The organism is Limnobacter thiooxidans (assembly GCF_036323495.1).
In the GTDB taxonomy this organism is placed as follows: Bacteria; Pseudomonadota; Gammaproteobacteria; order Burkholderiales; family Burkholderiaceae_B; genus Limnobacter; species Limnobacter thiooxidans.
The window spans coordinates 2,173,361-2,190,676 of sequence record NZ_AP028947.1 but is presented as its reverse complement, the minus strand read 5'-3'; the positions used below and the strand labels follow the sequence as shown (position 1 = coordinate 2,190,676).

The following is a 17,316-nucleotide window of genomic DNA, read 5'->3' as shown; positions in this document are numbered from 1 at the left end:
TGAAAAGGAAAGTATGCGTCACAAGAAGAAAGCACCAGCCAGAGGCATTCGGGTTGCCGAGCAAATCCAGAAAGACCTGGCTGAGCTGATCCCCCGCGAGTTGCGAGACCCGCGGCTTGGGTTCGTCACAATCACGGATGTGGAACTGACACCCGACTACGCCTATGCCACCGTGTATTTTTCGGTACTGACCGGGTCAGCCGAGACTACCGAGGAAGCCTTGAACGATTCGTCGGGCTACTTGCGTAATATGATTTTCAAGAAGTTGCACATTCACACCGTGCCCACCTTGCGATTCAAGCACGACCAGTCGGTTGAGCGTGGGGCAGAAATGTCCCTGATGATTGACCGTGCGCTGAAAGGCGAGGGCGGAGGTGCTTCGGATTCGACTGGCACCGATGGCGGTGGCGACGGCAGTGGGGACTAAGCAGCCAAAGCGGAATTTGTCGGGTGTGTTGTTGTTCGACAAATGCCGGGGTTTCTCGTCCAACCAGGCTTTGCAAATCGTCAAGCGCCTGTACCGTGCCGAGAAAACCGGGCACACCGGCACATTGGACCCATTGGCCAGTGGCCTGTTGCCCTTGATGTTTGGTGAAGCCACCAAATTTGCAGCTGATTTGATTGATGCCAGCAAAACCTACAGAACCACAGTTCGCTTGGGGTTTTGCAGCAACACCGGCGATGCCGAAGGCGAGTTGACGCAAGTCAGTACCCGTGACCTTGAAACCATCACCGAAGACGAAGTAAAACACGTGTGTGCGCAGTTTGTTGGAGAAATTCAACAGACGCCCCCGATGTTTTCAGCGTTAAAGAAAGACGGAAAGCCTTTGTACGAGTATGCTCGCGAAGGCATTGAATTGGACAGACCTGCCCGAACCCTGGTGATCCATCAACTGGATGTCATCAAGTTTGAGCACAATGGGCAAAGCAGTGAAAACGCTTGCACCATTGAACTGGAAGTAAATTGCAGCAAAGGCACCTACGTGCGCACCTTGGGCGAGGACATCGCCAAGGCCTTGGGCACCGCGGGCTATCTCACGGAATTGCGGCGTACCGCGATTGGTGACTTGAAAGTGGAACGCGCGTACACCCTGGATGCACTCAAAGTGCTCGGTGAATCGGAAACCCCCTTTGACGCTTTGGATGCAGTGCTTTTCCCGGTAGACGCCTTGTTGGGCAGCCTGGGCAAAGTGGAATTGAACAATGAGTTTGCGCGGCGGTTTTCGCACGGGCAACGGTTGCCACTGGATATGGTTGATACCAAACCGGGGCGAGTGCGGGTGTACGGAGAAGCCCCCGCACAGGATGTGAACGCAGATTTAAACAGCACGGCCTTCAAAGGCGAGCCCTATTTCATGGGCACAGGCATTTTAGAAACGGATGGGAAGGGCGCCTTGCTTCGACCCGACAGATTGATTCAGGTAAATCTATGACACGCGCATTACGTAACGTTGCAATTATCGCCCACGTGGACCACGGCAAAACCACACTGGTTGACCAACTACTTCGCCAATCCGGCACCTTCCGCGAGAACGAAAAACTCGAAGAACGCGTGATGGACAGCAACGACATTGAAAAGGAACGTGGTATCACGATTCTGGCCAAGAACTGCGCGGTTGAATACGAAGGCACCCACATCAACATCGTTGACACACCAGGACACGCCGACTTCGGTGGTGAAGTGGAACGTGTGCTGTCGATGGTTGACTCTGTGTTGTTGCTGGTGGATGCGGTTGAAGGCCCAATGCCCCAGACCCGTTTCGTAACCCGCAAGGCTTTGGCCCTGGGTTTGAAACCAATCGTGGTGGTGAACAAGGTAGACCGTCCAGGCGCGCGCGTTGACTGGGTAATCGACCAGACTTTCGACCTGTTCGACAAACTGGGTGCCTCTGATGAACAGCTGGACTTCCCGATTGTTTATGCATCCGGTTTGAACGGCTACGCTGGCAACACGCCCGATGTGCGTGAAGGCGATATGCGCCCATTGTTCGAAGCCATTTTGAAGTACGTGCCTGTTCGTGATGATGACCCGAATGGCCCCTTGCAGTTCCAGATCACATCGCTGGACTACAACAGCTACGTGGGCAAGATCGGCATTGGCCGTATCAAGCGTGGCACTGTGCGTGTTGGTCAGCAGGTAACCTGCGTCAATGGTCCGGACGGCGTCCCATTCAACGGCCGCATCAACCAGGTTTTGAAATTCCGTGGATTGGAGCGTATTCAGGAAGAGCAGGCTCAAGCCGGCGACATTTGCCTGATCAACGGCATCGAAGAAATCGGTATCGGAACCACCATTTGCGCACCTGATGCAGTGGAAGGTCTGGAAATTCCGGCGATTGACGAGCCAACATTGACCATGAACTTCATGGTGAACACATCACCTTTGGCTGGCCGTGAAGGCAAGTTTGTAACCAGCCGCCAGCTGCGTGACCGTTTGCAGCGTGAATTGAAGGCCAACGTGGCCTTGCGCGTGAAAGACACCGACGACGACACCGTGTTTGAAGTGTCTGGCCGTGGTGAATTGCACCTGACCATTCTGCTGGAAAACATGCGTCGTGAAGGCTACGAGTTGGCCGTGTCACGTCCGCGCGTGGTGTTCAAGGATATCGACGGTGTGAAGTGCGAGCCCTATGAAATGTTGACCGTGGATGTGGAAGATTCACACCAGGGGGGTGTGATGGAAGAACTGGGCCGCCGTAAGGGTGACCTGCTCGACATGTCACCTGATGGCAAAGGCCGCGTTCGTCTGGAATACAAAATTCCAGCACGTGGTTTGATCGGCTTCCAGGGTGACTTCATGACCCTGACACGCGGCACGGGCTTGATCAGTCACGTGTTTGACCAGTACGCACCTATTCGTGAAGGCGGCTCTGCCGAGCGCCACAACGGTGTGTTGATTTCCCAAGATGATGGCGATGCGGTTGCTTACGCCTTGTGGAAACTGCAAGACCGTGGTCGCATGTTCGTGTCCCCGGGTGAAGCCCTGTACGAAGGCATGGTGATTGGTATTCACAGCCGTGACAACGACCTGGTTGTGAACCCCATCAAGGGCAAGCAGCTGACCAACGTTCGCTCATCGGGTACCGATGAAGCCGTTCGCCTGGTTCCTCCAATCCAGATGAACCTGGAATACGCAGTGGAATTCATTGCTGAAGACGAATTGGTTGAAATCACACCGAAGAACATTCGCATTCGCAAGCGTTTCCTGAAAGAACACGAGCGCAAGAAAGCCAGCCGTGACGCTGCGTAAGCAGTATTTGATCGGTCTGTAGCCTGATTTCGGTCAGGTTTTGAAAGGGGCGTGGCTTTGGCCTCGCCCTTTTTGTTTGTAAAGTACGCAGCATGACATTCAAACCCAGAACCCTATCCGTTGCCCCGATGATCGACTGGACCGACCGGCACTGCCGCAGGTTCCACCGTGCCATCAGCCAACACACTTGGGTTTACACCGAGATGATCACCACGGGTGCGCTGGTGTTCGGCGACAGAAAACGTTTCCTGGCCTTTAACGAAGAAGAGCACCCGGTGGCTTTTCAGGTTGGTGGCAGTGATCCAGATCATTTGGGCCAATGTGCAAAATGGATCGAGCAGGCGGGTTACGACGAGTTGAATTTGAACGTGGGTTGCCCTTCTGAACGTGTTCAGAAAGGCTCATTCGGCGCGTGTCTGATGGCTGAGCCTGACTTAGTGGCCGATTGTGTCAAAGCCATGCGAGACAATTGCCAACTTGAAGTCACTGTCAAGCACCGCATCGGGCTTGACTACGACGAAACCGAGAACATGCTGTACGACTTTGTGGGTAAGGTCAGCGAAGCGGGTTGCCAAACCTTTATTGTCCATGCGCGAAATGCTGTCTTGAAAGGCCTTTCTCCAAAAGAAAACCGGGATATTCCACCTTTGCGTTATGAAGTGGTCAAGCGGTTGAAGCAACACTTTCCCAGTTTGCAGTTCATTTTGAATGGTGGCATTACCACCATCGAAGAAATTCAAGCCCACTTGCAGTGGGCCGATGGCTGCATGATTGGGCGCGAGGCGTACAGCAACCCCTGGTTGCTCGCCCGGTTTGATGAAATCATCGCGGAAAAAGAGGGCTTTGAATTGGGCAATACAGCCGAGCAAGCCAAAACCCGTTTTGATGTCATTGATGAATTGCGAAGTTACGCACATCAGCAACTGAGCCAGGGCGAATCCATTCGCAACATCACCAAATCCTGGTTGGGCCTGTTTCATGGACAAGCAGGTGGGCGTCTGTATCGCCAGGTGTTGTCCGATTCAACCTTGTTGAAAGCCAACAACTGGCAGGTGGTTGAAGATGCCTTGGCGAAAATGGCCAAGCATGCATCACCGATGCAGTGATCAGCGCGAATTTCAATGATTCACTGACCTGATTTCTTGGCCTATCAGCGCGAATTCCAATGGCTTGCCTGAAAACCTGTTGATCCCTTTTTGAATTCAGTCTGACTCACCAAGCGCTGCAAAAAAGCGCAGCAGCGCTTGGTGTCGGCTTGCAGCCGACCGCTGCGACTGAATTCAAACGGGCAGGTTTTCTTGAATGGCAAACCATTGGAACATCGCTGCTGATCGGGCCGGAAACCGGCGGTGAATGTGCAACTTGGCGTTGATTCAGCAACCGGTGGTGAATGTGCAACTTGGCTCTGTATCAGCCACCCGCGCGTGATATGAATCCTGGCCGCGATTGCTGACCCGGCAGTGGACTTGCCTGTTTTGCACTTTCAGGAAAACCGCCCGTTTGAACACGGCGTAAATGTTCGCCCATCGGGCGACACCTCAATCCGACCGTCTGTTTTGTCGGATTGAGGTGAATGCAAGGCCGTTGTTCAATAAGGAAAAAGCGGTTTTCCGTGCGGAATTGGCAAGCCACGCTGGGTTGGCCAATCTCAGTCAGGTAGCGCAGCCACGCTGGGTTGGTCAATCTCAGTCAGGTAGCGCAGCCACGCTGGGTTGGCCAATCTCAGTCAGGTAGCGCAGCCATGCTAGGGCAGCCAATTGCGCCGAGCTTGCACAATTTACACCGGCGAAGTCACGCTACATCAGCACCAGTTTGCCAGGGTTGAACAAATTTTTCGGATCCATGGCCAACTTGATCGCCTGGAACATTCGGTAGTTGCCCGCTGAAGTAATGTCGCGCAACAGTTCAGCTTTCAACTGCCCAATGCCGTGCTCGGCAGACACGGTGCCGCCACATTGCAAAATTGCCTCATGCACCAGGCTGTTCAACAAATCCTGATGTTGCTTCAAGAACGAAGCAGAGTCTGTACCTTTCGGCGCCGACAAATTGAAGTGAAGGTTGCCATCGCCCAAGTGGCCGAACAGGATGGGGTTCACATCCACACCGTGTTCTGCAATTGCATTCAAAGCCACATCATGAAACAGGGGCAGTTGCGACACCGCGCACGCCACATCGTGTTTCACGTTCAGGCCTTCCTTGGCCTGGGCTTCTGAAATGTTTTCGCGCAGTGCCCAGAAAGTGTCCATTTCACGACCATTCTGGGCAATCGTGATGTTTCGTACGCTGGTTTGATTCTCCAGCAATAGTTCCAGGGTGGCGGTCACGCTGTCGCGCAATTCGGCTTCGCCGCCCAACGATGTGAACTCTGCCAGCACATGGTCACCACCATTTGGCCATGCAGGCGCCCTGGCAGGGAAGTGGGTTTGAACCACATCAATTGCTTGGGCATTCATCCATTCGTAGCTGCTCAGTTCACCGTACAAATGCCCTTGTACAAAGGTCAATGCATCCACCGCTGCCTGAATACTGTCTACATTCAGCCAGGCCACGCAACGGCTTTTCGGGGCAGGAACCACTTTCATGCAGGCCGTGGTAACCACGCCCAAAGTACCTTCCGAGCCAATCAGCAAATGCCGAAGGTCATAACCCGTGTTGTTCTTGCGCAAGCCGCGCAGGTCGCCACACAGTTGGCCTTGTGCATCCACAAACTCAAGCCCCAGACACAGTTCGCGCGTGTTGCCGTAACGTAGCACGGCAACGCCCCCAGCATTGCTGGCCAGGTTGCCTCCCAAGGTGCAGGTGCCTTCCGAGGCCAGGCTGAGCGGAAACAAAAAACCATGTGCCTGCGCATATTCCTGAATTTCAAACAGGGTGTAGCCCACACTCGCGGTCAGCGTCAGATTGCTTTCATCCAGCTTCAAGACTTCGCGCAGCCTGCCTGTTTTCAGCACCACGTGTTGGCGCGCAGCGGCCTCGCCTGCTGCCGCTGGAACTGCACCACCGACCAGGCCCGTGTTGCCGCCCTGAGTAGAAATAGCGATGTTGAATTCATCACACACCTTGACAATCGCCTGAACCTGCGAGGTGTTCATCGGTTCCAACACTGCCAGTGCGCTGGTTTGGTAGCGCTTTCGCCAATCGGTGCAGGCGTGGGCAACATCCGCCCCTTCGGTTTTGAGAATCAAACCGGGCACGCGTTTGCACAATTGGTCGAGAAACTCGCTCATGGTGTCAGGCGGCCTTTACTTTCGGAATCTTGTAGGTGCGGGCGTAAACGCTGACGCTGGCGAACAGTACTACTGTCAGCAACACTTCAAGGCCCGCCATCAACTGCGAAGCCAATGCCGGGTCTGAACTGGCCCGTGTGGCGCCTTCGGCGAAGTACAGCCACACCAGCAGTGAAGTGGCCTGATAGGTTCGCACCCGCTGTTTGAAAATACCAGGCACGATGAGCAACAAGGGAAGCACTTTTAGTACCAGCCAGCTGCCGCCGGGGCGCAGGGGAGCGACAAACAGCTCCCAGACCACACACAGGGCGATCAGGCCCAACAGGCTGGCAACAGAAACCCAATAGGCTTTCTGGCGGGTGGATTTCAAATCGGGGGTGCTGCTCATTGGTTTTTGTCCATCTGTTGTAATGCAATTGCTGCCTTGGCCAAGCGAACGCCTTGGGCTCGGGCCAGTGTTTTTTCGTGTTCCGAAATCGGGTTTTGACCTTGCCCACCTGCCCAATGTGTGGCGCCGTAGGGGGTGCCGCCTGTGGTGGTGTCGTTCAGGGCCTGCTCGGAATAGGGGATACCCAACCAAAGCATACCGTGGTGTATCAGGGGCAGTGCCATGCTGGTCAGCGTGGTTTCCTGGCCGCCGTGCAGGCTACCAGTGCTGGTGAACACGCAAAATGGTTTGTTGATCAAATCGCCAGCAAGCCAGCTGCCCACGGTGCCGTCAATAAAATATTTCATTGATGCAGCCATATTGCCAAATCGGGTGGGGGACCCCAAGGCCAAACCGGCACACTCTTGCAAGTCGCTCCGTTCTGCATAAGGGGGGCCTTGTTCGGGAATGTCAGATTCAGTGGCTTCGGTATTGGCGGACACTGTCGGCACGGTGCGGACACGGGCTGACGCACCTTTCACCGAATCAATGCCCAAGGCGATTTCCCGTGCCAGTTGTTCGGTGGCGCCATGGCGGCTGTAGTACAGGACCAATACTTCAATCATGCTTAGGAGTTATCATGGGGGCTGTTGGAACCCCTATTGTATCGAAGCGCATGAGTTCAGCCGCACCTTCAGAAACAACTGAGACCAAGAGTTTCAAAGCCATCGACAAGCCCATTGAACACGCTCGAAGCCGCCGACAGCGCTTTATGCAAGGCGCGCGTCGCGCTTTCAGCGCGAAGGAAGTGGAGTTGACCCCCTTGAATTTGCACTGGTGGATTGCTTTCACACGTTTGGTGAGCCAGCGAATCAACGAGCAGCAATTGCCCCAAGTTGCAGCAAGCCTCACTTTTACAACGGTGTTATCCCTGGTGCCCCTGGCCACGGTGGTTCTTGCGATTTTCACGGCATTCCCGATGTTTGATCGTTTGCAAACATCGCTGCAAGGTTATTTGATTGAAAGCTTTTTTCCCGAAACCCTGTCTGAAACCATTTTGACTTACGTCACGCAGTTCTCTGACAAGGCGAAAGGCCTGACCGCCATTGGTATCGTGTTTTTGGGTATCACCGCCTTGACCACCATGTTCACCGTGGACAGGGTGTTCAACCAGATCTGGAACGTGAAGCGCCAGCGTTCCACCATCAACAAGGTGGTTTTGTATTGGGCCGTGTTGTCCCTTGCCCCAGTATTGATTGGGTTAAGCATCAGCGTGTCCACAGCCTTGATTGGTGAAACCATGGCCGGCGTAAATCCGGTGCTTGGAGGCATGTTTCCCGCCCTGAACCTGGTGCCACTCACCCTGACTGTTCTTGCTTTTGCCTTTATCTACCGCATTGTGCCAAACCGGGCTGTGCACTGGAAAGACGCCCTGATGGGCGGTCTGATGGCCGCCATCCTGTTCGAGGTATCCAAGCGCGCGTTTGCAGCTTACATCACGCATTTCCCAAGTTACACCGCCTTGTATGGCGCGCTCGCTGCATTTCCTATCTTCCTGCTGTGGATCTATGTCAGCTGGATCATTGTGCTGTTGGGTGCCAGTACAGTTGCGGCCTTGCCAGTCGCCCGCACAGGCTACTGGAACCCCAGCAATCGCCCTGGTGAGCGTTGGCTGCAAGGCCTCAGTGTGCTGGTTGAACTGGAGAAGTCGCGCCAGCAGGAAAAGCCAGGCATGACCATGGAAGAACTTCGAGTGTTTGCCAAGGTGCCGCCAGACCAACTCGATGAGATACTGAGTCAGTTGATTGAACACGGCGTAATTGGTTTGCTGGCTGTGGTGCGTGGTGATGACCGCTTTGCCTTGATCTGCGACCCGGCCAACATCAGTGCCGAGGTGGTTGCTAAAGCCTTGTGGTACGACACGTCCCTGACACTGGAATGGGCCAACAGGCTTCCTCAGTCCACAGCCAAATTGAGTCGCTTTCAGGATGAGTTTATTCAACGGCCACGCCTGTCTCAATGGTTGGAGCTGTCTCCGGCTTGAACAGGCGAACTCTACCGCTCTGACTCATTGGCGGTGGTTTTGAACTTTTTATGTAAAAAGAGTGTCCATATCAACAAAAGAAGGGCTTGTGTTTGGCACCCACAAGCGCTTTCTGTAAACTAAGCGTGACGAGCCAAAAGCTTTGACATTTAATAATATCAACACAGAGTCTGGAGCTGTTATGAGTAACAAAGGGCAACTACTACAAGACCCCTTCCTCAATTTGCTGCGCAAAGAGCATGTACCCGTGTCCATTTATTTGGTCAACGGCATCAAGCTGCAAGGCCAAATCGAGTCTTTTGATCAATACGTGGTTTTGCTGCGTAACACAGTGACCCAAATGGTTTACAAGCACGCGATCTCAACCGTTGTGCCAGGCCGCGCAGTCACGTTCACCCCCGAGGTGAAGGAGTAATCTTATCTTCACTTTCCAAACGATCCGTGGTTTGAGATGACTCGTAGTTCCCTGGTTGCACTCGACCTAGGTCAACACGAGTTCCGAGAAAGTGTCGATGAGCTTGCTCTGCTGGCCACCTCTGCAGGTGCAGAAGTGATCGGCACTTTTGTGTCCAAAAAACGCTCCCCAGATTCCGCAACATTCATCGGTTCAGGCAAGGTGCAGGAAATTCTTGCGCACTGCGAAGCTGAGGATGTGGAACTGATTATTTTCAACCACAGCCTAAGCCCTGCCCAACAACGAAACCTTGAGAAGGCACTTGGCCGTCGTGTCATTGACCGTACGGGCCTGATTCTCGATATCTTTGCCATTCGGGCAAGAAGTTTCGAAGGCAAGTTGCAAGTTGAGCTGGCTCAATTGCAATACATGGCGTCACGTCTGGTGCGTGGCAATGCTGAATTGTATGGCCAACAGGGCGGCATCGGCATGCGTGGTCCGGGTGAAACCCAGCTGGAAACGGATCGCCGCCTGATCGGTGTCAAGGTCAAGCAGTTGAAAACCCGCCTGGAAAAACTTCAGAAGCAGCGGCAAACCCAGCGCCGTCAGCGTGAGCGCCGCGGGCAATTCACAGTGGCTATTGTGGGCTACACCAACGCAGGCAAAAGCACGCTGTTCAATTGCATCGCCAGTGACAAGGCTTATGCGGCGGACCAACTGTTTGCCACGCTGGACACCACCACACGTCGCGTGTGGCTGGCACCCAAAGTGGACATGGCTTTGTCCGACACGGTCGGGTTCATACGCGACTTGTCTCATTCTTTGGTGGATGCCTTCAAGGCAACCCTGGAAAGTGCCGTACATGCCGATTTACTGCTGCATGTTGTGGACGCCAGCTCACTGGTGCGCCACAGCCAGATTGCCGAGGTGAACAAGGTTTTGCAAGAGATTGAAGCGGGTGATGTACCGCAGGTGATTATCTGGAACAAAATAGATGCCTGCGAGCGTTCCGTGGAAGTCGAGCGCGACGGCAATGGTAAGATTTTGTCCGTGGCTGTCAGTGCACGCTATGGTTTGGGAATCGCCGAACTTCGTGAATGTTTGACTGAACTTGCAGGCAACTTCTATGCTCAAAGCAGGGGTGCAGACACGCAGTCGGATGAATTGCAGTGGGCTTGAACGATAACAACTAATTTTTCAGCAGTAGGAACAAGCATGTCAATGAATGATCCGGATTGGGGAAGAAACTCGTCGGGAAATCAGAACAACGATGAACCGCAGAAACCTCAAGACCAAGGCAATCGCAGGCCCGGCAACCGCCAGGATGGCCCACCCGACCTCGATGAGCTTTGGCGCGACTTCAACAACCGCCTGAACCGTCTTTTTGGAAAAAAAGGCGGCAATGGTGGTGGTCCTCGTGGCCCCTTGGGCGGTGGTTCTAATGGTGGCCCCAGCATGGAAAATGCCGGCAAGGGCTTCACTGCCGTGATTGGTATTGCAGTAGTGATCTGGCTGGCCAGTGGTTTTTACATTGTCCAGGAAGGTCGCGAGGGTGTGGTATTGCAGTTCGGCAAATACCACCACACCTCCATGCCCGGCTTTCAGTGGCGCATGCCTTACCCAATTCAGTCTCATGAAGTGGTGAACTCCTCTCAGGTCCGCATTGTTGAGGTGGGTTATCGCAACGAAGTGAAAAGCAAAGTGCTACGCGAAGCATTGATGTTGACTGAAGATGAAAACATCATTGACATTCAATTCGCGGTTCAGTATCGCTTGAAGGACGCAGGTGCCTACCTGTTCAACACAGCTGATCCCGATGAAACCGTGAAAATGGCCGCTGAAACCGCCATTCGCGAAGTGGTGGGTCGCAGCAAGATGGACTTTGTGCTGTACGAGGGGCGTGAACAGATTGCCTTGAACACCGCTGAAGTGATGCAGGAAATTCTGGATAAGTACGGCACTGGTATTTTGGTGTCCAGCGTGACGGTGCAGGGTGTTCAGCCACCCGAACAGGTTCAGGCTGCGTTCGATGATGCAGTAAAAGCTGGCCAGGATCGTGAACGTTTGAAGAACGACGGACAAGCTTACGCCAACGACGTGATTCCACGAGCGCGAGGCAACGCTGCCCGTCTGCTTGAGGAAGCCAATGGTTACCGCGAGCGGGTTGTTGCGCAGTCTGAAGGTGATTCGGCACGTTTCAAGGCGATTCTGACTGAATACCAGAAAGCGCCTAAAGTCACCAAAGATCGCCTGTACCTCGACGCCATGCAGGAAATCTACACCAACGTGACCAAGGTCATCGTGGACACCAAGAGCAACAGCCAACTGCTGTATCTGCCCTTGGACAAGTTGATCGAGAAAACTGGTCCGTCCAGTCAGGAAACCAGCAATGCCTCCAATGCTGCTGCAGCAGCGGCGAAGGCTGCTGAATCCAGTCCGTCTGCACCACGTGCGGGCGTTGCTGAGGGAGTTGACACAAGCATTCGCGATGCAATGCGCAATCGTGACCGGGGAGTTCGTTAATCATGCCTAAGATTTTTGTTGTAGCAGCGGCTGCGTTGATCGGCTTTTTTATCGCCAATACCTGCCTGTACGTGGTCGACCAGCGCCAATACGCGATTGTGTTCGCTCTGGGGCAGGTGGATGAGGTTCGTCAGGAACCCGGTTTGTATTTCAAGTTGCCTGCGCCCTTCCAGAATGTGATTTTTCTGGACAAGCGTATTCAAACCATTGATACACCGGAACCCGAGCGTTTCATTACCTCCGAAAAGAAGAACCTCTTGATCGATTCCTACATCAAGTGGCGAATCATTGATCCACGCCTGTATTTTGTTCGTTTGAGCGGCGACTCCCGTTTGGCTCAAAGTCGCATGTCGCAGGTGGTCAAGTCTGCATTGAACGAAGAAATCACCAAACGCACGGTGCCGCAAATGGTTTCTGGCGAGCGCACAACTGTGATGAACACTGTAGTGGACAAGATCAAGGATGAAGCCGCCGAGATCGGCGTGGAAATCCTGGATGTGCGCTTGAAGCGCGTGGATTTGCTGCCTGAAGTCAGTGAATCAGTGTTTCGCCGCATGGAAGCAGAGCGCAAGCGCGTGGCCAATGACCTTCGGGCAACTGGTGCTGCGGAATCGGAACAGATTCGTGCTGACGCTGATCGCCAGCGCGAAGTAATTTTGGCCGAAGCGTACAGAGAAGCACAAACTGTCAAAGGTGAGGGTGATGCCAAGGCCGCTTCGATTTATAATGCCGCTTTTGGTCGCGATCCCGAGTTCTATTCCTTTTACCGAAGCATGGATGCTTACAAGAAGTCTTTGTCATCCAAGTCTGATGTAATGGTGGTTGATCCGCAGTCCGATTTCTTCAAGTTCCTGCAAAAAGCTAGGTAACTTGGGGTTTGTCGCGCTTGCGCAGGCTTTCCACCCTTACTTGAAAGGTCTGGCTCAGGAGCCCATGAAATGAGCGAGACCTTGCTTTTGGCCCTGGCCCTCGTGTGCATACTCGAGGGCACAATGCCTTTTCTCTTTCCGAAGCAATGGAAAGAGGGCTTTCTCAAAATTGCCTCGCTCACAGAAGGTCAAATACGTTTTGTAGGGCTGGTGGCGATTCTCATCGGTATCACGCTGTTTTTGTTTTGAAACTCTCTTTTTAGAGTTGGAATAGTCATGTCTGCTTGGCTTTTGCCAGAGTCTGTCGCCGATGTCTTGCCCTCAGAGGCCCGGCGCATTGAAGAATTGCGAAGATCGCTTCTGGATCGGTTTCGCGTGTACGGTTACGAGCTGGTCATGCCGCCCATGCTGGAGTACACCGAATCCCTGCTGGGCAATGCGGATGCATCACTGAATTTGCAAACATTCAAGTTGCTCGACCAGGCCAGTGGCCGCATGTTGGGTTTGCGCGCGGACACAACGCCGCAGGTGGCCCGAATTGACGCTCACATTTTGAACCGCAAGGGCGTGACCCGCCTGTGTTATTGCGGCCCTGTGCTGCATACACAATCTCTGGGTTTGCATACCACGCGTGAGCCGCTGCAATGCGGTGCAGAATTGTATGGTTGCGGTGGCATTGAGGCCGATCTGGAAATACTCAATTTGGCCGTGGACACCTTGAATTTGTCTGGCTTGAAGGGTTATCGCCTTGCACTGTCGCATGCTGGTTTGCTGGCTGCGGTGGTTGATGGTGAAGGCTTGTCAGATGCCCTGATTCGCAGTTTGCACGACAGCCTGGCCCAGAAAGACAGGCCCGCCGTGGAAGATTTGCTCGCGGGTGTTTCCGCAAGTTGCCGCTTAAGCGTACTGGCCTTGCTTGGTTTGTATGGTGCAGCAGGTGGTGCCAATTGTGTATTGGCCCGTGCCGCAGACATATTGCCACGCAACCCCAAAGTGGCTGCGGTGCTTAGTGAATTGCGCACCTTGATTGCCCGTTTGCAGGAAACTGTATCAGCCAATCTCGTGCTGATTCTGGACCTCGCTGATCTGGCCAGTTTTGATTATCACAGCGGCCTGATTTTTTCGGCGTACGTGGAAGGGTGTCCAAATGCGATCTTGCGCGGTGGCCGCTACGACGACGTAGGTGCTGTATACGGTCGTGCTCGCCCGGCGACTGGTTTTTCAGTGGATTTGCGTGAATTGGTGTCGTTGCAGAAAGTGCATTCAAAGCCAAAAACCGCAATTCGTGCACCTTGGGTGTACGACACGGAATTGATGGCGGTAATACGCGACTTGCGTAGCCAGGGCGAGGTGGTGCTTCAGTCGCTGCCCAATACCGCCCAAGAGGAAGAAGAGTTTGTATGTGATCGGCAGCTTGTACAGGCCAACGCCGTGTGGAAAGTGGTGCCGATTGGCATGAATCAGGAGAAATAAGTCATGAGTTTTCGAAATGTGGTTGTGATTGGTACCCAGTGGGGCGATGAAGGCAAGGGCAAGGTGGTCGACTGGTTGACCGACCATGCCCAAGGCGTAGTTCGCTTTCAGGGTGGTCACAATGCGGGGCACACCCTGGTGATTGGTGGCAAAAAAACAATTTTGCGCCTGATTCCCTCCGGTATTTTGCGTCCTGAAGTGCAGGTCTACATCGGCAATGGTGTGGTGTTGTCACCGGAAGCCCTGTTGAGCGAAATCGACGAGTTGCAAGCTGGCGGTATTTCGGTGGAAAGCCGCTTGAAGATCAGCGAAACATGTCCCCTGATTCTCGACCACCATATCGCCTTGGACAAGGCCCGTGAAGCCAAGCGTGGCGACGCGAAAATTGGCACTACTGGCCGTGGCATTGGCCCCGCGTATGAAGACAAGGCCGCGCGCCGTGCTTTGCGTGTTCAGGACCTGTTCAATCCGGAAAAATTCCGAGCCAAGCTGGATGAAGTGCTGGATTACCACAACTTCGTGCTTACGCAGTACCTGGGTGCAGAGCCCGTTGACGCTCAGGTTGTATTCGACAAGGCCATGGCCCTGGCCCCGCGTATCAAGAACATGGTGGCCGACGTGCCGACCTTGCTGCAAAAGGCCAATGACGAGGGCAAGAACCTGCTGTTTGAAGGCGCGCAGGGCGCACTGCTTGACATCGACCACGGCACATTCCCATTCGTGACCAGCTCAAACTGCATCGCGGGTGCTGCTTCTCCCGGCGCGGGTGTGGGGCCGCAGCGCCTGCAGTACGTGTTGGGCATTACCAAGGCCTATGCCACCCGTGTGGGTTCAGGCCCGTTCCCAACCGAACTGTTCTGTGAAAAAGGCATGTACCTGGCCAAGAAGGGCAATGAATTTGGTTCCGTAACAGGCCGCCCGCGCCGCTGCGGCTGGTTTGACGCGGCTGCATTGCGTCGTACGATTCAGCTCAATGGTGTATCCGGTTTGTGTATCACCAAGCTGGATGTGCTGGATGGCATGGAATCCATTCAAATGTGTGTGGGTTACGAATTGGCTGATGGCACCAAAACCGATATCCTGCCTTTCGGCAGCGACAAGGTAGAAGGCTGCAAGCCGATTTTCGAAACCTTCCCCGGCTGGAAAGGTACAACTTTTGGCGTCAAGCAGTTCGATGACCTGCCAGAAGAAGCCAAAACCTATTTGAAGCGCATGGAAGCCGTGTGTGGTGTACCCGTTGACATGATTTCAACAGGTCCTGACCGCGATGAAACCATCGTGCTTCGTCACCCCTACAAAGCCTGAATGGGCCGTTGAACCTGGGCCTTCTGCCGCATGGACAAGCTGCATATCGATTATGTGCAATACCACCACCTGATTGATCGGGTGGTGCGTGTGGTGGAAGATTCCGGTTACCAGCCTGATGTAATTTTGGGTGTGTCCCGCGGCGGACTTTTCCTGGCCGATGGTTTGTCGCGAGCTTTGCGCAAACCCATGGCTGTTATTGCTGCGTCCTCCTACCGCGAAGGCAATGGCACTTCACAAAGCGAACTCCAGGTGTCTGCCAGTATTGCCTCGGTGGTGCCATTGGCCGGCAAGGTGTTGCTGGTGGATGATCTGGCTGATTCTGGTCAAACCTTGCAGGCTTTGTGTAGTCACCTTCAGCAACTTTTTCCCGATGTCGCGCAACTGAAAACCGCTGTGGTGTGGGTCAAACCTTCCTCGTGTTTCACGCCTGATTTTGCAGCGGAATACCTGGAGTCAGATGTCTGGATCGTGCAGCCGTTTGAAACACGCGATTTCTACTAATTATTGTCTGTTAATTTCCGCGAAAATTAGCTTATTTTTGGTCTAAAAAGGCTTAAAAATAGGGTGTGTTATCCTAGGGACCTTTTTTGTTTGCCAAGGATACTCCGGGACAATGCCTGTCTTTCACTACGCATCATTTAAATTCTTCTCATTCCCTTTCAAATTTGTTTGCGCCGGCCTGCTGGTTTTTCTGCTTCATTGCAACGCAGCGCTTGCAGCCACGGTTGTGCTGGAAAACGGCGACCGAATCACGGGTGAAATCGTAGAGCTCAGTGACAATGTCCTGACCTTCAAATCGCCCTTGTTCGGCGAGGTAGAGTTGCCTTGGCGCAAAGTCGTCGAATTGAAAGCTGACCAAGGCGTTACCGTGCAGTTGAAAGACGGAAGCACTGTGAAGGGCAAGGTGAGTTTGAGTCCGCAGGATGGGCTGGTGGTAGATGAGGGCGTTTTGGGGCGCTTCAGGGTGCTTAAAAAGACCGATGTGGCCCTGTTTAATCCCCCCGTGGTTGATTACTCCGTGAAATACGGCGCCCGTGCAAACCTTGGCGGTGTATTTAACCGGGGCAACTCGGAAGACGATGCGCTGAATTTTGATGCAGAGTTTGTGGCCCGTACCCCCGACAATCGATATACCGTTGCGGCCGAGGTGAATGAGGCAGAGTCCGCCGGCCTGTCCACCACGTCCAACCGTTACCTGTTGACGCAATATGACGCATTCCTGAGCGAGAAGGACTACCTATTTCTCAGTGCCAAAGGTGAGCAGGACAAGCTTGCAGATTTGACTCTCAGAACCAGTTGGGGCGCGGGTTACGGTTATCAATTCATTGAAACGGAGCGTGTGAAGTTGTCCATGGAATATGGCTTGGCTTATATCAATGAAAACTACAGGCTTGCACCTGATGAGTCGTATCCTTCATTGAGTCTGGGGCTTGATTACGAGCGGAAATTCTGGAACAAGCGCCTGGTGTTTTTCAACAACAATGATTTGTCGGTCAGTCTTGAAAATGCTGCAGATTCCCTGTTTAAAACCAAGGTTGGGTTGCGGGTGCCCATCGTTGAAAATGTAAATGTTGCGACGCAGTTGAATGTTGATTACGACAACATGCCGCCACCCGGCGTAAAAAATGCAGACAGCAGCCTGATTTTCAGCGTGGGTTATGGTTTTTGAGGCTGCAGACGCAAATTGTTTGCTGGCTTTAGAAAATCGGAAAGTAAGCGGGGAAAGTGCTGTACACTGCGTGGAAACGCAAAAGAACAGAAAAACTGCTGGTGCCCAGGAGAGGACTCGAACCTCCACAGTGTTACCACCACTAGGACCTGAACCTAGCGCGTCTACCAATTCCGCCACCTGGGCACAGGT

Annotated in this window: 17 protein-coding genes and 1 tRNA gene; 14 read left to right on the top strand and 4 right to left on the bottom strand. The window is 53.6% G+C overall.

Features of this window, described 5'->3' with window-relative positions; genetic code table 11:
• Nucleotides 1–13: 13 nt before the first annotated feature.
• The 4 genes from rbfA to dusA all read left to right on the top strand — a co-directional run bounded on the left by rbfA (nucleotide 14) and on the right by dusA (nucleotide 4,356).
• The gene (gene rbfA, locus RGQ30_RS10020) at nucleotides 14–427 is read left to right on the top strand and encodes a 30S ribosome-binding factor RbfA (protein WP_130556053.1); all 414 of its coding nucleotides are present in this window, start codon (nucleotides 14–16) and stop codon (nucleotides 425–427) included.
• Nucleotides 399–1,433: a tRNA pseudouridine(55) synthase TruB gene (truB, locus tag RGQ30_RS10015; RefSeq protein ID WP_130556953.1), complete on the top strand. Its 1,035-nt coding sequence runs from the start codon at nucleotides 399–401 to the stop codon at nucleotides 1,431–1,433. The genes rbfA and truB overlap by 29 nt, the downstream gene beginning before the upstream one ends.
• Nucleotides 1,430–3,250 carry a translational GTPase TypA gene (typA, locus tag RGQ30_RS10010; protein WP_130556054.1) on the top strand — a complete coding sequence of 607 codons (1,821 nt, stop codon included), beginning with the start codon at nucleotides 1,430–1,432 and terminating at the stop codon, nucleotides 3,248–3,250. The genes truB and typA overlap by 4 nt, the downstream gene beginning before the upstream one ends.
• Before the next feature lie 92 nt (nucleotides 3,251–3,342).
• A complete protein-coding gene (dusA, locus tag RGQ30_RS10005; RefSeq protein WP_130556055.1) occupies nucleotides 3,343–4,356 on the top strand; it encodes a tRNA dihydrouridine(20/20a) synthase DusA in 1,014 nt (337 codons plus the stop codon).
• Between the two features lie 690 nt (nucleotides 4,357–5,046).
• Here dusA and RGQ30_RS10000 read toward each other — a convergent pair.
• The 3 genes from RGQ30_RS10000 to wrbA are packed head-to-tail and all read right to left on the bottom strand — an operon-like array spanning nucleotide 5,047 to nucleotide 7,470.
• Nucleotides 5,047–6,477 (bottom strand): FAD-binding oxidoreductase, encoded by a 1,431-nt coding sequence (locus RGQ30_RS10000; RefSeq protein ID WP_130556056.1) that lies wholly within the window; start codon nucleotides 6,475–6,477, stop codon nucleotides 5,047–5,049.
• Nucleotides 6,478–6,481: 4 nt separating this feature from the next.
• Nucleotides 6,482–6,865, bottom strand: a complete 384-nt coding sequence (locus RGQ30_RS09995) for a DUF2069 domain-containing protein (RefSeq protein WP_130556057.1) — start codon at nucleotides 6,863–6,865, stop codon at nucleotides 6,482–6,484.
• Complete coding sequence (gene wrbA / locus RGQ30_RS09990; RefSeq protein ID WP_130556058.1) at nucleotides 6,862–7,470, bottom strand: NAD(P)H:quinone oxidoreductase; 609 nt, start codon at nucleotides 7,468–7,470, stop codon at nucleotides 6,862–6,864. The genes RGQ30_RS09995 and wrbA overlap by 4 nt, the downstream gene beginning before the upstream one ends.
• Before the next feature lie 50 nt (nucleotides 7,471–7,520).
• Here wrbA and RGQ30_RS09985 point away from each other — a divergent pair, with 50 nt between their 5' ends.
• The 10 genes from RGQ30_RS09985 to RGQ30_RS09940 all read left to right on the top strand — a co-directional run bounded on the left by RGQ30_RS09985 (nucleotide 7,521) and on the right by RGQ30_RS09940 (nucleotide 17,124).
• Nucleotides 7,521–8,888 carry a YihY family inner membrane protein gene (locus tag RGQ30_RS09985; protein ID WP_338284370.1) on the top strand — a complete coding sequence of 456 codons (1,368 nt, stop codon included), beginning with the start codon at nucleotides 7,521–7,523 and terminating at the stop codon, nucleotides 8,886–8,888.
• Between the two features lie 181 nt (nucleotides 8,889–9,069).
• The gene (hfq, locus tag RGQ30_RS09980; RefSeq protein ID WP_130556060.1) at nucleotides 9,070–9,303 is read left to right on the top strand and encodes an RNA chaperone Hfq; all 234 of its coding nucleotides are present in this window, start codon (nucleotides 9,070–9,072) and stop codon (nucleotides 9,301–9,303) included.
• Nucleotides 9,304–9,339: 36 nt separating this feature from the next.
• Entirely contained in the window at nucleotides 9,340–10,461 is a 1,122-nt protein-coding gene (hflX, locus tag RGQ30_RS09975; protein ID WP_130556061.1) for a GTPase HflX, read from the top strand.
• A 36-nt stretch (nucleotides 10,462–10,497) separates the two neighbouring features.
• Nucleotides 10,498–11,805: an FtsH protease activity modulator HflK gene (gene hflK, locus RGQ30_RS09970; RefSeq protein ID WP_130556062.1), complete on the top strand. Its 1,308-nt coding sequence runs from the start codon at nucleotides 10,498–10,500 to the stop codon at nucleotides 11,803–11,805.
• Between the two features lie 2 nt (nucleotides 11,806–11,807).
• Nucleotides 11,808–12,674: a protease modulator HflC gene (gene hflC / locus RGQ30_RS09965; RefSeq protein WP_298215870.1), complete on the top strand. Its 867-nt coding sequence runs from the start codon at nucleotides 11,808–11,810 to the stop codon at nucleotides 12,672–12,674.
• Nucleotides 12,675–12,743: 69 nt separating this feature from the next.
• Nucleotides 12,744–12,923 carry a DUF2065 domain-containing protein gene (locus RGQ30_RS09960; RefSeq protein WP_130556063.1) on the top strand — a complete coding sequence of 60 codons (180 nt, stop codon included), beginning with the start codon at nucleotides 12,744–12,746 and terminating at the stop codon, nucleotides 12,921–12,923.
• A gap of 27 nt (nucleotides 12,924–12,950) precedes the next feature.
• Nucleotides 12,951–14,147 carry an ATP phosphoribosyltransferase regulatory subunit gene (locus RGQ30_RS09955; protein WP_130556064.1) on the top strand — a complete coding sequence of 399 codons (1,197 nt, stop codon included), beginning with the start codon at nucleotides 12,951–12,953 and terminating at the stop codon, nucleotides 14,145–14,147.
• Between the two features lie 3 nt (nucleotides 14,148–14,150).
• Nucleotides 14,151–15,452, top strand: a complete 1,302-nt coding sequence (locus RGQ30_RS09950; protein WP_130556065.1) for an adenylosuccinate synthase — start codon at nucleotides 14,151–14,153, stop codon at nucleotides 15,450–15,452.
• Between the two features lie 30 nt (nucleotides 15,453–15,482).
• Nucleotides 15,483–15,956 (top strand): phosphoribosyltransferase, encoded by a 474-nt coding sequence (locus tag RGQ30_RS09945; protein WP_130556066.1) that lies wholly within the window; start codon nucleotides 15,483–15,485, stop codon nucleotides 15,954–15,956.
• Nucleotides 15,957–16,068: 112 nt separating this feature from the next.
• Nucleotides 16,069–17,124 carry a DUF481 domain-containing protein gene (locus RGQ30_RS09940; protein ID WP_130556067.1) on the top strand — a complete coding sequence of 352 codons (1,056 nt, stop codon included), beginning with the start codon at nucleotides 16,069–16,071 and terminating at the stop codon, nucleotides 17,122–17,124.
• 99 nt (nucleotides 17,125–17,223) lie between these two features.
• Here the strand turns inward: RGQ30_RS09940 and RGQ30_RS09935 are convergent.
• Nucleotides 17,224–17,310 (bottom strand) — tRNA-Leu (locus RGQ30_RS09935).
• Nucleotides 17,311–17,316 lie beyond the last annotated feature (6 nt).